Here is a 13491-nt window from a genome sequence, read left to right on the forward strand (position 1 = left end):
GTGAGCGGGACAGCCGTAGTCGATCTGACCCGGGCCGGGCTCGGCCTGTGGCACCTGAGCCGTGCGGCCCGAGGGTCCGACCAGGCGGTGCTGCACGGTGTGCTCGGGGTCCGGCAGCTCGCACAGGCCGTCCTCGTCGCGCGGGTGGGTTCCGGCAACGCGCACACCCTGAGTGCCGTCGTGGATGCCCTGCACGGCGCGACGATGGTGCCGCTCGCCGTCGATCCACGTCGACGCCGGTTCGCGGTCGACCAGTTCTGGATCGCCGTGGTGCTCGCGGTCGCCGAGGCAGCGGTCGTCGGTCGCGGGGGTCGTCGCTGACTCCTGTCGGAGGTGCTCGGTAGCGTCCCCGGCATGAGCACGATCTACTCCGTCGCGTCGTCGCTGGACGGCTTCGTCGCCGCGCCCGACGACGACCTCGACTGGCTGCTGCAGTTCGGCTTCGAACCGTTCCAGGAGCACCACGACCGGTTCTACGCGGGCGTCGGCGCGATCGCGATGGGGTCGACGACGTACGAGTGGCTGCTCGAGCACGACGACACGTGGGCGTACCCGGACCTGGCGACGTGGGTGTTCACCACGCGAGACCTGCCGGTGCCGGACGGTGCCGACGTGCGCTTCGTCTCCGGCGAGGTCGGCGACCACCAGGCCGACCTCGAGCGCGTGGCCGACGGCCGTGACGTCTGGGTCGTCGGCGGCGGACTGCTCGCGGCGCAGTACCAGCAGGCGGGCATCCTCGACGAGCTGCGGGTCACCGTGATGCCGGTCGCGCTCGGCGCCGGAGCGCCCCTGCTGCCGGTGGCCGCACCGACCCCGGTGTTCGAGCTCGTCGGCACCACGCAGTTCGACGGCGGGGCGGTCGAGCTCCACTACCGTTCTGCAGCAACCGCGGCGTAGCGTCCGGAGCATGAGCGACAACGAGCAGACCGAGCCCGTCATGGACGGTGCCACCGATGCCACGAACCACGAGAAGCTGCAGGGCCTGATCGAGCAGGTCGACCACGACCACGCCGGTGAGGGTGCCGGCGCGATGGCCGACCACCTGCGCGACCGCATGGACGAGACCGGTGTCGAGGACGAAGAAGCGGGTGACGCCGAGGACTGATCCTCGGGGCACTTCGTGAGCAGAAGAGGTCGGGTCCCCACACGGGACCCGACCTCTTCTGCTCACCAAGCGGAAGCGCCTACACGCGCAACTCGGAGAAGTCGCTGTCGACGTCGCCGAACCGGTGCGCGGTGATCGACACCGACTGCTCGCGCAGGTACGGCAGCATCTCGATCACGCCGGCCTCGACCACGGGCGCGTCGTGGATCGCGACGTCGATGCTCGCACCCAGGGCTTCTTCGAGGGCCAGGGGGTCACCGCCGAGCAACCGGATCCGGGCACCGGGACCACCGAACGCCGTGTGGGCCGGGCGGTCCTGCCCCTGCGACAACACGGCCTCGAGCGCGTCGACGGGCTGGTCGTCCTGGTCGGTGGACCAGTCCGCCTGGAACACGGCCCCCGACGACGCGCGGGCGTGGAACTCCTGGTCGGACTCGACCAGGTGGTCGACGACGTCGAGCGGCGACCGGTTCCCCGCCAGCAGCTGCGTGAGCGGGCCGGGCAGCGGCCGAGCCGTGCTGAGCAGGACGTGCGCACGCGCCGAGGTCGCGGCGACGAGCGTCCGGACGAGGTCCACGGTCGAGGCGTCCTCGGCCTGGCGCACGATGACGGACTGGGGGCGGTGGCGCAGCACGTTCCGCTGCACCACGAGCCCGGACAGGTCCCGCGACCGGAAGAGGGTCTCTCGTGCGTGCACGTCGCTCAGGGCCCCGGCGCGGACGCGGTCGAACTCCTCGAAGGACAGCCCGCTGCGTGCGGCCTCGATCACCGCGGTGACGCGCGGGGGCAGGCCGTGCAGCTGGATGCTCTTGTGCACGGTGCGGGGCGTGGGCAGCCAGCGGCCGAGGGTCGCGACGTACATGGGCCCGCCGGCCTTGGTGCCGGTGCCGACCGAGGAGCCCTTCCAGCCACCGAACGGCTGGCGTCCCACGACGGCACCGGTGATGCCGCGGTTGACGGAGAGGTTGCCGGCGCGGATGCGGGCGAGCCACTCGGACACCTCGTCGACGTCGAGCGAGTGGATGCCCGCCGTCAGCCCGAAGTCGGTGCCGTTCTGGATGGCGATGGCCTGCTCGAGGGTCTCGGCGCGCATGATGCCGAGCACCGGGCCCGAGTACGCGGTCTGGTGGAAGTCGCTGCCGGGTCGGACGCCGTCGCGGATGCCCGGCGACCAGAGCCGGCCGGAGTCGTCGACCGCCTCGGGCTGCACGAGCCAGGACTCCCCCGGGCCGAGCTCGGTCATGCCCTGACGGAGCGTGCCCTGCGGTTCGGCGATGAGCGGGCCGACCTGCGCCGTGGGGTCGTCCGGCCACGCGACCCGGAGCGTGCGGGTGGCGTCGACGAGCTGCCGCTGGAAGCGCTCGCTCTCCCCCACCGACCCGACCAGGATCACGAGGGACGCCGCCGAGCACTGCTGTCCGGCGTGCCCGAAGGCGGACTGCACGATGTCCTGCACCGCCAGGTCGAGGTCGGCGCTCGGCGTGACGACGATGGCGTTCTTGCCGCTCGTCCCGGCGGTGAGCGGCAGCCCGGCACGCCACCAGCGGAACGAGCGGGCGGTGTCGGACGATCCGGTCAGGATGATGCGGTCGACCGTGGGGTGGCCGATGAGGTCGCGGCCGAGTTCGTCCTCGGCCAGGTCGACGAGCTGCAGCAGCGAGTGCGGCACCCCGGCGTCCCAGAGCACGTCGGCGAGCACGGCACCGGACCGCTTGGCCTCGGGCGCCGGCTTGAGCACGACACCGCTGCCCGCGGCGAGCGCCGCCAGCACGCCACCGGCGGGGATCGCGACGGGGGAGCTCCACGGCGGCACGACGACGGTCAGCCGCGGCGGCACGTACTGCGCGCCCTCGATGTCCCCGAGGCGGCGGGCGCTCTCGGCGTAGTAGTGGGCGGCGTCGACGGCCTCGGTCACCGCGGCGTCGGCCTCGGCGAAGGTCGTGCCGGTCTCGGCGGCCATCACCTCGATCAGGTCGGCGCGGCGGGTCTCGAGTTCGTGCCCGATGAGGTCGAGGAGCTCGGCACGGTCGGACGGGTCCTGCCGCCCCCAGTTCACGCCGGCCTGGGCGGTGCGCGCCATGATCCGCTCGAGCTTGGAGCGGTCGGCGACCTTCGCACCGCGGATCGTCTGCGCGCCGAGCTGCGAGCGCGGCACCCGGCGCAGGACGTCGAGCGCCCAGGCCCGGTTCGCAGCGATGGACGGGTCGGTGTCGGGGGCGTTGCGGAACGCGTCGCGCAGGACGGGTTCGCCGAGGGCACGGTGGCGGTCCTGCGTGCGGTGGGTGGCGGGGACGGGCTCGTCGAGTGCGGCGACGGACGCCAGGAACCGGCTGTGCTCCCGCTCGAAGACGCTGGCGTCGTGGTCGATGTCGGACGCGGCGGCGATGAAGTTCTCGGGGCTCGCGCTCTCCTGCAGGCGACGAGCCAGGTACGCGATGGCCGAGTCGAACTCGTCCGGCTGCACGACGGGCGTGTAGAGCAGGATCTGCCCGACGTCGGCCCGGACGGCCTGGGCGTGGGTGGACGCCATGCCGAGCAGCATCTCGACGTCGACCGCGTCGGTGACCCCGCGGCGCTGGGCGAGCACCCACGCGGTGGCGAGGTCGAACAGGTTGTGCCCGGCGACCCCGATGCGCACCGCGTCGGTGCGCTCTGGCGTCAACGCGGCGTCGAGCAGCCGGAGGTACGCGGTGTCGGTCTCGCGCTTGCTGCCCCAGGTGGCGAGGGGCCACCCGTGCAGGATCGCGTCGACGTGCTCCATGGCGAGGTTCGCGCCCTTGACGAGCCGCACCGTGATCGGGGCACCGCCGCGCGCCCGGCGTTCCTGCGCCCACGCGGTCAGCGCGTCGAGTGATCCCGCGGCGTCGGGCAGGTAGGCCTGCAGCACGATGCCGGCCGGCAGGTCGGCGAACTCGTCACGGTCGAGCAGCGCCCGGAACACGGCGAGGGTGACGTCGAGGTCGCGGTACTCCTCGATGTCGAGGTTGATGAACTTGGCGGGGCGCCCGGCGGCCGTCGGTGCCGCGGCCAGGCGGTAGAGCGGGACGAGCCGGTCGACGACGCGCTCGACGGTCTGGTCGAAGGCCCACGGCGAGGTCTGCGGCACGACGGCGCTCACCTTGATCGACACGTGGTCGACGTCGTCGCGGGCGAGCAGGTCCATGGTGCCCTGCAGGCGTCGGTCGCTCTCGGCGCTGCCGAGGACGGCTTCGCCGAGCAGGTTCACGTTCAGTCGCGTCCCCGGACCGCGGACCTTGGCGAGGGCCGGGCCGAGCTTGCTCGTGCTCGCGTCGATGACCAGGTGCCCGGTCATCCGGCGGAGGATCCGGCGCGCGGTCGGGATCACGGCCCAGGGCGCCATGGTGGCGAACCCACCGCCGAGCGTCACCGCCCCGCGCAGGTACCAGGCGAGGAAGTCGGGGACGTCACGGCTCAGCTGCTCGAGGTTGCGTGCCGCCACCCGGGGGTCTTCGGGGCGGATGACCTTGTCCACGAACCCCCGCGTGAAGTCGAGGCCCTGCTCGTCGCGCAGGACCTCGGCCAGACGGACCGCACCCGGGTCGGGCTTCACCCCGGCGGACGCCGCCAGCCACCGGCGCACGAGCGCGACGGCGTCATCGGTGGTGTCCTGGAGGCGAGCGCTCGGCATCCCCCGATCGTATGCCGCACGTCCGACGCGACCTCGGAGCACGCCGTGCGTCGGCCAGGAGTCATCCGAGCGGATGAAAGGGCTCGCGTCGCGGTCCGATCGTCCGCCCGGTGGATACGCTGGTCGGCATGTCGACGGAGGGCAACGGTGGCCACGACTGGGCTACCTGGGACGCGTACCACGACGCCTGGCGACGACTCGACCGGGCGCTCGACCGGGCCGTCCAGGCGGGCGCCGGCATCTCCGTCCCCGAGTTCGAGATCCTGATCGGCCTGCACCGCGACCCCGACCACCGTCTGCGCGTCCGGGACATCGCCGCGGGGATCGGCTGGGAGAAGTCGCGCGTCAGCCACCAGGTCACGCGGATGGTCTCCCGCGGCCTGGTCGAGCGGGCGGACTGCCCGAGCGACGCCCGCGGCAGCTGGGTGGTGATGACCGCGGACGGCCGTCGTGCGGTGCTCGCCGGCATCCGCGCGCACACCGGTGCGCTCGAGGACCTGTTCTGGAGGCCCGTGGGGACCGACGCCGAGACGCTGCGGTCCGTCAGTGCGCGCGTCCAGGACGCCATCGGCCCCGACGACACCTCGGACGAGGCCGACGTCGGCTAGAGCGTGACGACGGCGAGCGCGCCGCGCTCACCGCGCAGCCGGACCTGCACGCTCTTGATCTCGTCCCGCGGGATGTCCGTCGACGCCGACAGTCCGCGCGCATCGGCACCGGCAGCCGTCCACGAGCCCACGGTCTGCGTCGAGCCGTCGGTCCGGACGACGACGAGGTCGTAGAGGATCGACCCGTCCGGCGACCACTCCTTGCCGCCGTACGAGCACCCCCAGTCGAAGCGGGTGCCCCACTGCTCGCCGCTGATGGCGAGCTGGACGTCGAGTCCCTGCACGCCGGTCATGTCGTAGCGGTCGGCGGTGGCGGCTGCGGTCGGAGCGGCACCGGCCTGCACCGTGGTGCGCTCGCCCGCGGCGCCGACCGCGAGCCCGCCCAGGACGGCGGCGACCACCGCGAGCCCCGCGGTTGCGGCGACCCAGACCCGGCGACGGCGGCGACGGTGTCGGACGCGGTGCGCGACGGAGGCGAGGTCGCTCTCGGAACGGGTGTCGGGCCTCCCGTCCGGTTCCGCGATCTCGATCGCCTGGTCGGCCGGCAGCTTGCCGAGCAGCCCCGGCAGACCGACCAGCTCCGCGACGGCGGCCGCACAGCGGTCGCAGTTCTCGAGATGCCGTTCGTACTCCAGCCGCTCGCTCGCCGGGAGCGACCCGAGGACGTACGCCGCATCCCACTCCGCGTACTTGTCGTCGCTCATCGGGTCACTCCTCGTTCCTGCAGTGCGAGCCGCAGGGCTCGCAGCCCGTAGTGCAGCCGCGACTTGGCGGTGCCCTCCGGGATGTCGTGTCGTCGTGCGATCTCCGGCACCGTGTGCCCGAGCCAGTACGCGTCCACCACCACGCGACGGTGGTCCGGGCTCAGCGACGCGAGTGCGTCGGCGACCACGATCCGGTCCAGCACGGCGTCAGTGCTGTCCGACTCGATCCGTTCGACCTGGTGCTCGGTGCCGTGCTCACGGCGGTTGCGGGCCGACCGTGCGTCGTCGACCACCAGGTTGCGCGCCACCGTGAAGAGCCACGCCCGTGCACTGTCGGGTGCCCGTTCGAGCACGGCCGGGCGCTGCCAGGCGCGGACCATCGTCTCCTGCACGACGTCCTCGACCGTCGAGCCGTCCCGCGTGAGGTGCCGGACGTACCGCGTGAGCGCGTCACCGTGCTCGCGGTACAGCGTCGCGAGCAGCTCGTCCGCGGAACGACTCGTCACGGTCACTTCCCGAGGTCGAGGGAGAACTCGACGGAGCCCTTCCCGTCCACGGTGACGAAGCCGAGCGAGGGGGCCTTCACGCCGTAGTCGGCGAAGGTGATCGGCACGGTGCCGGCGACCTGGACGGTCCCGCCCTTGCCGACCGCGACCTGGGCGTCGGCCGTGACCGGCTTCTCGACGCCGTGCAGGTCCATCGTGCCGGTCAGGGTGACGTCCTGCGTGGAGCCGTCGAGCGCCTTCGTGACGTCGACGGGCTTCGTCAGCTCGAACGTCGCCGTGGGGTACTTGTCGGTCTGCAGCGCGGTGGAACGGAAGTACTCGTCGCGGGCGGCTTCGGGGGTGCTGATCTTGCCGACCTGCACGGTGACGGACGCCTTGGTGAGGGACCCGCCGTCGACGACGGCGGTTCCCTTGACGTCCTTCGTGCGACCGACCACGTTCACATCATTCCCCTGCAGGACCTCGTGCACCCGGTACCCGGCGTACGAGCTGCTCGTGCTGGTCCAGGTGCCGTCGGCCTCCTTCGCGTCGAGGGTGCCGGACGAGGACGCCGACAGCGAGGGTGCTGCGGCGGCCTGGCCGTTGACGGTGTTCGCGTAGATGACCGGGCCGGCGATGACGGCTGCTGCCGCCACGACGACGACGCCGGCGGAGATCCCGATGATGACCTTGGTGCGTTTGCGGAGTGCCATACCCAGACGACGAGGCAGCCGGGCGGATCGTTCAAACGGGTTTCAGTCGGAGGTACGGGCGCGGTCCTGGTCGGCGCGGTCCTGGTCGGATCGGTCGTCGTCCACCGCAGTGTCGTCCGCGGTCACGGCGTCGGCGGGGGTCTCTCCACGCATCCGCACGAGGCTCGCCAGCGTCGACACGGCCATCGCGGCGACGATCACCAGCAGGGACACCCACGTGTTGATCTCCGGCGCCCACTCGATGTGGTGGCCGCCGTTCAGGAACGGCAGCTCGTTGTCGTGCAGCGCATGAAGCACGAGCTTCACGCCGATGAAGGCCAGGATCACGGCGATTCCGTACTTCAGGTAGACCAGACGCTCGAGCAGGCCGCCCAACAGGAAGTAGAGCTGGCGCAGGCCCATCAGCGCGAAGACGTTCGCGGTGAACACGATGAAGGGGCTCTCGGTGATGCCGAAGATCGCCGGGATCGAGTCGAGCGCGAACAGCAGGTCCGTGGTGCCGATCGCGATGAGCACGATGAGCAGCGGCGTGAAGTGCCGGACACCGTCGTGGTGGGTGCGGAACTTCATGCCGTCGTACGTGTCGGTGAGACGGACCCGGCGGCGCAGCAGCCGGACGATGAAGGTGTCCTTCTGGTCGTCCTCGTCCTCGCCGCGGAGCTGCTGGATCGCCGTCCAGATCAGCCAGGCGCCGAAGATGTAGAAGATCCACGAGAAGTTCTCGATGAGCTGCGCACCGACCAGGATGAAGATCCCGCGGAGCACGAGCGCGATGATGATGCCGAGCAGCAGCACCTCCTGCTGGATCTTCTTCGGCACCGAGAAGCGCGCCATGATGATGACGAACACGAACAGGTTGTCGATGCTCAGGCTGTACTCGGTCAGCCAGCCCGCCAGGAACTGCCCCGCGGAGTCGCCACCGGCGAAGACCAGCATGAGCACCGCGAAGACCAGTGCGAGCCCGACGTAGATGCCCACCCAGATGCCGGATTCGCGCAGCGTCGGCACGTGCGGGCGACGCGCGACGATGAGCAGGTCGGCGAGCAGGATCGCGACCAGGGCGATCATCGAGCCGACTTCGAACACGACGGGGAGCTCGGGCATGCGGAGCCTTCCTTGCTGGTGGTGGGGCGGGCAGCTTCGTGAGCGACCCGCACCAGTCTCCGGCATGATCCGGGCGGTGGCGAACCCGGGGGTTGCGTGCGGCGGACAGGCTCGTCCCGCTCGGTGCCCGTCGCGCGGTCCGGACGCGCCGTAGCCTGGGCGCGTGGCGACTCCGCGAGCGATCTGCTTCGACCTGGACGGGACGCTGTTCGACCACCACGGGTCCGCTCGGGTGGGCGTGACCCGGTTCCTGCAGGGCTTCGGCGTCGAGCCCACCGAGGCAGCGATCGGCGCCTGGTTCACGGCCGAGGACGACCAGTTCGAGCGCTGGCGGTCCGGGGCGATCAGCTTCCGGGAACAGCGGCGCGCACGGCTCCGCACGGTCCTGCCGCACCTGGGCATCGAGGCGCCCGGCGACGAGGCCGGCCTGGACGCGGTGTTCGACGACTACCTGCTCGCGTACCGCGAGGCCTGGCGGCTCTTCCCCGAGAGCCTGCCGCTGCTGCACGAGCTGCGCGCAAGCGGACACCGCCTCGGTCTCCTGACGAACGGTACGGAGAGCCAGCAGCTCGACAAGCTCGCTCGGACCGGCCTGGCCGACGCGTTCGACGTCGTCTGCGTCTCGGAACGCATCGGGTTCCAGAAGCCGGACGTCCGCGCGTTCCACACCCTGGCGGGGCAGCTCGGCGTCGACCCGACGGACTGTCTGTTCGTCGGTGACGACCCCGAGCGCGACGTGGCCGGTGCCCGGGCAGCCGGGATGCGGGCGGTGCTGGTCGACCACGCGCAGCCGGAGACCCGTGGTCTCCGCGCACTCGTGCTGTCAGCGCGCTGACGTCACCGCGTCCGCGACGGCCCGGGCCGCCTCGGTGGTGGGGACGTCGGTCGCGTCGATGACCTCGGCCTCGGCGTGCAGCCAGCCGCGAGCCGCCTCGGCGTAGGCGTCGACGTACGCGAACCGGAACGTGGACGGCCCCACGATCGGGTCGTTCTGGATCCGGTCGCGGAGCGTCGACTCGTCGACGTGCAGCACGAAGTGCCGGACCGGGATGCCGTGGTCCGCGAGCCCCGCGGCGATCTCACGCCAGTACGCCTCGACCAGGACCGTCATCGGCATGATGAGCGGCCCGCCTACGTAGTCGTGCACCCGGCGAGCGGTCTCGACCACGAGCGGCCGCCACGGGTCCCAGTGCTGGAAGTTGTCGCTCTCCGGCAGCCCGGGAGTGACGTCCATCAGCACCTCGCCGACCTTCTCGGCATCGAGGATCCGCGAGCCGGGCAGCAGCGGCTGGAGCAGTCGGCTCGTCGTGGTCTTGCCCGCCCCGTGGGTTCCGTTCAACCAGACGATCACACCAGGACCCTAGCCGCCGACCACCCCGAGGGGCGGTCGGCGGCTGGTTGTCGATCGACCGAACGGTCAGCGACCGCTGAGGTCGTACGGGGCCACCGTCGAGTCGACCGTCGTCAGGTACCCACCCCCGGCGAGCGCCGTGGGCAGCGTGATGGTGCGGAGCACGGAGGGCTTCGCACCGGCGGTGTCGATCTGGGTGATCTTCCCCTCGTCGCCCCGTGTCACGAACACGCTGCGGCCGTCGTCGGTCGCCGCGGTGAACCGCACCGACGCCCCGGCGGCCGACTGTCCGGCGACGGGGCCCTTCCGGAGCGGCGTGAGCGCGACCGAGGTCGTGCGGCCGGAGTAGACGCCGTCGGCCTGCTTCCGCACCAGGACGAGCGAGTCCCCGGTGCCCGACGTCAGCGCGACGGCGGCGAACCGGGCGGTGACGGCGACCCGGGTGAAGGACCCGGTGCCGAGGTCGACGCTGCCGATCCTGCTGGACGACGTCGACGAGGTGGTCAGGTACGCGGGGACGGCGTTCCACGGGGTGCCGGCTGCCGTGCTGCCGGCCTGGGTGCCGACCACGGTCGTGCCGTCCGGTGCCATGCGGGGCCGGTAGCTCTGCACGCTCGGCTTCGGGTACGCGACGGATCGGGAGCCCGTGAAGCCGGTCCGCGTCACCCGCACGGTCTGCACACCGGCGGCCAGGTCGGAACCGATCACGGTCCCGGTGGCGTTGACGATCGGGCCGTGCGGGTAGGCACCGAGGGGCGTGGTCGCGACGGGTCGCGGGTGCGTCGCGCCGCGCATGATCGCGGAGACGGAGTAGGCGTCGAGGCGTCCGCCCGCGGTGACGACCAGGCGCAGGGGGCTGCCGACCAGGAACGTCTCCACCTCTTCCGTGCCGCGCTTGCCCGTCGTGGCGAGCTGCACCGCCGAGGTGTCGATCCGGGCGGTGCGCTCCGTCTTCCGTTGCAGGTCGATGACCGTGACCCGCTGCCGCTCGGAGCCGTCGAAGTCGGAGCCGACCGCCAGGTGCCGGCGCGCGGTGTCGGTCGACAGCCAGCCGGCACGCTCCCAGCGCTCGTCGGCGTTCGGGATCGCGTAGTGCTGCGCGATGCGCGCCGTGCCGCGGGGGCCGATGGCGAGGACGTCGAGCCGCGGCTTCGACTCGTCCATGAACGCGATCCGCCCGTGGCCGAGCTGCACGGACCCCGCGTGGGTGCCGAACTCGATCCCGCTCAGGGTGGCGGTCCGCCGACCGGTCACGGCGTCGTTGACGTACACGCGCTTCGCCGTCGGGTCAGCCGTCACGAGCCAGCTGTGGTGGGCGGTCCGTGTCACGGCGGGTGCAGCCGACGCGGGGACGGCGATCGCGGTGGCGACGAGGGGGACGAGCCCCGCGAGCACGAGGGCGGGGAGGAGACGTGGAGGTCGAGCGGACATGGGGCTCCTGGGGTGCGTGTCGGATGACGGTCGTCTAGACGATAACCGTTCTCATCTAGTCGAGACGCTCCAGAACTGTACGAAGACGCTCAGCATCCCGACGAAGGGGATGGCACCCACGGCCACCGACAGGGCAGCGAAGCAGATCGCCGGTGTCCTGGCCTCCAGTCCGCGGAGCCGCACCGCCGCGACGAGCGCGACGACCGCGAACGGGAACGTCACGAGCACGGCGTACAGCGGCCACGACAACGGCGCCCACGACTCCGCGCTCTCCCCCACGGCTCCGACGGAGACGATCGAGCCGGCGACGACGAGCACGATCTCGACGACCGGGGGCAGGGCGATCGCGACGTCACGCACCACCCGTCGCCGCTGCCGCCCCATGCGCCGACCCTAGTGATCCGTGATGTGCGCGCTTCCCCGCCTTCCACCAACCGGGCGTGCCAGGGTCGAGCCGTGCAGAACTCCACGACAGTCGTCATCGCCGGATGCGGCGACCTCGGGACCGAAGCCGGCCTGCGCTTCGCCGACCAGGGCCACCGCGTGATCGGACTCCGCCGCCGTGCCGAGCTGGTCCCCGTACCGATCACCGGCCGGAGCGTCGACCTGCGCCACGAGGTCCCCGAGATCCCCGCCGACACGAGCGTCGTCGTCGTGGCCTTCGCAGCCGGCAGCCGCGACGTCGACGAGTACCGCGCCACCTACGTCGACGGACTGCGCAACGTGCTCGACGGCATCGACGCCTCGGAGGCCGACCCCCGGGTGCTCGTCGTGTCCTCGACCGCCGTGTACGACGTCTCGGACGGCAGCGAAGTCACCGAGGAGACTCCGGCGCGCGGTGCGACCCCGACCGCCGAGGTCCTGGTCGAGGCCGAGGTCCTGCTGCGCGAGCGCGCTCCCGGCGCCGTGCTGGTCCGGCTGTCGGGCGTCTACGGCCCCGGCCGCGAGCGACTCATCGACCAGGTCCGGTCCGGGTCCGCACGGCTGGCGCCGGGCACCTCACCGCACACGAACCGCATCCACCGCGACGACGCCGCCGCCGCGCTCGTGCACCTGGCGGCCCTGCCCGACCCGGCGCCGCTCTACCTGGGGACGGACGACGAGCCGAGCCGGTTGGACGACGTGCTGCGGTTCCTGGCCGACGAACTCCACGTCGCCGAGCCGTCGACGGGTGACGGTGACGCGCGGCAGGCCGGCGGCGACAAGCGCCTGTCGAACGCGCTCCTCCGGTCGACGGGATGGGCACCCCAGTACCCGACGTTCCGCGAGGGCTACCGCGCCGTGCTGGCCGGCGAGGGCACCCGCCACCCCTGACGCCCCGCGGACCACCGCGCTCAGTGGCCGCGGTGGTCCTGGATCGTGATCCGCGGCCCGAACGCGGGCTTCCGGAACCCGGAGCCACCGATCAACCGCACGACCCGCTCCCGGTGCCCGCGCCAGGGTTCGAGCAGCTCGAGCATCCCGTCGTCGTCCACGGGGGCGCCCGTGAGTGCCCACCCGACGAGTGCCGGCACGTGGAAGTCCCCCACGCTCGGCGAGTCCGGGTCGCCGTGGGAGCGCTGGGCGGTCTCGGCGGCGGTCCACCGGCCGACCCCGGGGATCGACTGCAACTTCGTGGAGACCACCTCGCCACCGCGCCCGTGCGCCAGGGTCCGTTCGAGTGCCGGCGCGAGCTTCATGGCGCGCATCACGGTGGCCGAGCGCCCCGGTTCGATGCCGGCGCGGTGCCACTCCCAGCTCGGGATCCGCGCCCACGTCGGAGCGTCCGGAGGCACCATCATGCCCGCCGGTGCCGGGCCGGGTGCCGGGGTGCCGTGCCGACGGAGCAGGTACCGCCACGCGCCCCACGCCTGCCGCGAGGTCACCTTCTGCTCCATGATCGCCGGCACGAGCATCGCGACCACGGTGTTCGTGCGGAGCAGCCGGAGCCCGGGCTGCTTGTGGCGGGCAGCGGCGAGGAACTCGTGGCGCGTGACGTCGAACCCGTCCCAGTCGTCGCCGCGACCGAGCATCTCCGGAGCGTGGGAAACCGCCCACGACGCACCGCTCCCCCACGCCGACACCGCGATGGTGTCGCCGGCCCGCCGGATCGCCACGGAGGCGGGACCGGAGGGCGTGCGCAGCGCGAGCCACACGACGCCGCCGACCACCTGGAACGCCGGGTCGCCGGAGCCGCGCTGCAGGGGCCGCAGGGTCGACGCGACGTCCACCGCGCCTCCAGGCCGGTACACCGTGTCGACGCGAGACGCGTCGCCGGACGCACCAGCGGCGTCGACGGCGGCGGAAGCGAGCAGGGACACACGGGGATGGTAATGCGGAACCACCGTCAGTCATGATGGGC

At 72.2% G+C, this 13491-nt stretch carries 15 protein-coding genes; 6 read left to right on the top strand and 9 right to left on the bottom strand.

What is annotated here, in order from left to right:
* Genes QRN49_RS06120 through QRN49_RS06130 form a run of 3 tightly spaced genes read left to right on the top strand, consistent with a single transcriptional unit; the run spans window position 1 to window position 1105 of the window.
* Window positions 1-321 carry a hypothetical protein gene (locus QRN49_RS06120; protein WP_284754499.1) on the top strand — a complete coding sequence of 107 codons (321 nt, stop codon included), beginning with the start codon at window positions 1-3 and terminating at the stop codon, window positions 319-321.
* Between the two features lie 33 nt (window positions 322-354).
* A complete protein-coding gene (locus QRN49_RS06125; protein ID WP_111022379.1) occupies window positions 355-897 on the top strand; it encodes a dihydrofolate reductase family protein in 543 nt (180 codons plus the stop codon).
* A gap of 10 nt (window positions 898-907) precedes the next feature.
* A complete protein-coding gene (locus tag QRN49_RS06130; RefSeq protein ID WP_071404495.1) occupies window positions 908-1105 on the top strand; it encodes a hypothetical protein in 198 nt (65 codons plus the stop codon).
* Window positions 1106-1184: 79 nt separating this feature from the next.
* On the opposite strand, the gene QRN49_RS06135 is transcribed toward QRN49_RS06130, so the two are convergent.
* Window positions 1185-4754, bottom strand: coding sequence for a proline dehydrogenase family protein (locus QRN49_RS06135; RefSeq protein ID WP_284754504.1), 3570 nt, complete (start codon window positions 4752-4754; stop codon window positions 1185-1187).
* A 128-nt stretch (window positions 4755-4882) separates the two neighbouring features.
* On the opposite strand from QRN49_RS06135, the gene QRN49_RS06140 reads away from it, so the two are divergent.
* Window positions 4883-5362 (top strand): MarR family winged helix-turn-helix transcriptional regulator, encoded by a 480-nt coding sequence (locus QRN49_RS06140; RefSeq protein ID WP_194623459.1) that lies wholly within the window; start codon window positions 4883-4885, stop codon window positions 5360-5362.
* Here QRN49_RS06140 and QRN49_RS06145 read toward each other — a convergent pair.
* Genes QRN49_RS06145 through QRN49_RS06160 form a run of 4 tightly spaced genes read right to left on the bottom strand, consistent with a single transcriptional unit; the run spans window position 5359 to window position 8368 of the window.
* Window positions 5359-6066, bottom strand: a complete 708-nt coding sequence (locus tag QRN49_RS06145) for an anti-sigma factor (protein ID WP_111111171.1) — start codon at window positions 6064-6066, stop codon at window positions 5359-5361. The two genes, QRN49_RS06140 and QRN49_RS06145, sit on opposite strands and share 4 nt — an antisense overlap.
* On the bottom strand, window positions 6063-6578 hold the full coding sequence (locus tag QRN49_RS06150; protein ID WP_071404491.1) for a sigma-70 family RNA polymerase sigma factor: 516 nt from the start codon (window positions 6576-6578) through the stop codon (window positions 6063-6065). The genes QRN49_RS06145 and QRN49_RS06150 overlap by 4 nt, the downstream gene beginning before the upstream one ends.
* Complete coding sequence (locus tag QRN49_RS06155) at window positions 6575-7264, bottom strand: YceI family protein (protein ID WP_282819533.1); 690 nt, start codon at window positions 7262-7264, stop codon at window positions 6575-6577. Before QRN49_RS06155 ends, QRN49_RS06150 begins: the two co-directional genes overlap by 4 nt.
* A gap of 42 nt (window positions 7265-7306) precedes the next feature.
* Window positions 7307-8368 carry a TerC family protein gene (locus tag QRN49_RS06160; RefSeq protein ID WP_194623457.1) on the bottom strand — a complete coding sequence of 354 codons (1062 nt, stop codon included), beginning with the start codon at window positions 8366-8368 and terminating at the stop codon, window positions 7307-7309.
* 163 nt (window positions 8369-8531) lie between these two features.
* On the opposite strand from QRN49_RS06160, the gene QRN49_RS06165 reads away from it, so the two are divergent.
* A complete protein-coding gene (locus tag QRN49_RS06165; protein ID WP_284754515.1) occupies window positions 8532-9203 on the top strand; it encodes an HAD family hydrolase in 672 nt (223 codons plus the stop codon).
* Here QRN49_RS06165 and QRN49_RS06170 read toward each other — a convergent pair.
* The 3 genes from QRN49_RS06170 to QRN49_RS06180 all read right to left on the bottom strand — a co-directional run bounded on the left by QRN49_RS06170 (window position 9192) and on the right by QRN49_RS06180 (window position 11534).
* A complete protein-coding gene (locus QRN49_RS06170) occupies window positions 9192-9719 on the bottom strand; it encodes an ATP-binding protein (RefSeq protein ID WP_284754518.1) in 528 nt (175 codons plus the stop codon). The two genes, QRN49_RS06165 and QRN49_RS06170, sit on opposite strands and share 12 nt — an antisense overlap.
* A 66-nt stretch (window positions 9720-9785) precedes the next feature.
* Complete coding sequence (locus tag QRN49_RS06175; RefSeq protein WP_284754520.1) at window positions 9786-11150, bottom strand: hypothetical protein; 1365 nt, start codon at window positions 11148-11150, stop codon at window positions 9786-9788.
* A gap of 51 nt (window positions 11151-11201) precedes the next feature.
* On the bottom strand, window positions 11202-11534 hold the full coding sequence (locus QRN49_RS06180) for a hypothetical protein (protein WP_194653033.1): 333 nt from the start codon (window positions 11532-11534) through the stop codon (window positions 11202-11204).
* 72 nt (window positions 11535-11606) lie between these two features.
* Between QRN49_RS06180 and QRN49_RS06185 the strand changes: the two genes are divergently transcribed.
* Window positions 11607-12464 carry an NAD-dependent epimerase/dehydratase family protein gene (locus tag QRN49_RS06185; protein ID WP_284754523.1) on the top strand — a complete coding sequence of 286 codons (858 nt, stop codon included), beginning with the start codon at window positions 11607-11609 and terminating at the stop codon, window positions 12462-12464.
* 20 nt (window positions 12465-12484) lie between these two features.
* Here the strand turns inward: QRN49_RS06185 and QRN49_RS06190 are convergent, their stop codons facing one another.
* Window positions 12485-13450 (bottom strand): DNA-3-methyladenine glycosylase family protein, encoded by a 966-nt coding sequence (locus QRN49_RS06190; RefSeq protein WP_284754524.1) that lies wholly within the window; start codon window positions 13448-13450, stop codon window positions 12485-12487.
* Window positions 13451-13491 lie beyond the last annotated feature (41 nt).

It is taken from the genome of Curtobacterium sp. ME-Dv--P-122a (genome assembly GCF_030209645.1).
Lineage (GTDB): Bacteria > Actinomycetota > Actinomycetes > Actinomycetales > Microbacteriaceae > Curtobacterium > Curtobacterium flaccumfaciens.

Excerpts from the sequence above, each read along its gene's own strand:
- QRN49_RS06125 (WP_111022379.1), top strand. The coding sequence starts at position 355 with ATGAGCACGATCTACTCCGTCGCGTCGTCGCTGGACGGCTTCGTCGCC.
- QRN49_RS06130 (WP_071404495.1), top strand. The coding sequence starts at position 908 with ATGAGCGACAACGAGCAGACCGAGCCCGTCATGGACGGTGCCACCGAT.
- QRN49_RS06135 (WP_284754504.1), bottom strand. The coding sequence starts at position 4,754 with ATGCCGAGCGCTCGCCTCCAGGACACCACCGATGACGCCGTCGCGCTC.
- QRN49_RS06140 (WP_194623459.1), top strand. The coding sequence starts at position 4,883 with ATGTCGACGGAGGGCAACGGTGGCCACGACTGGGCTACCTGGGACGCG.
- QRN49_RS06145 (WP_111111171.1), bottom strand. The coding sequence starts at position 6,066 with ATGAGCGACGACAAGTACGCGGAGTGGGATGCGGCGTACGTCCTCGGG.
- QRN49_RS06155 (WP_282819533.1), bottom strand. The coding sequence starts at position 7,264 with ATGGCACTCCGCAAACGCACCAAGGTCATCATCGGGATCTCCGCCGGC.
- QRN49_RS06160 (WP_194623457.1), bottom strand. The coding sequence starts at position 8,368 with ATGCCCGAGCTCCCCGTCGTGTTCGAAGTCGGCTCGATGATCGCCCTG.
- QRN49_RS06175 (WP_284754520.1), bottom strand. The coding sequence starts at position 11,150 with ATGTCCGCTCGACCTCCACGTCTCCTCCCCGCCCTCGTGCTCGCGGGG.
- QRN49_RS06180 (WP_194653033.1), bottom strand. The coding sequence starts at position 11,534 with ATGGGGCGGCAGCGGCGACGGGTGGTGCGTGACGTCGCGATCGCCCTG.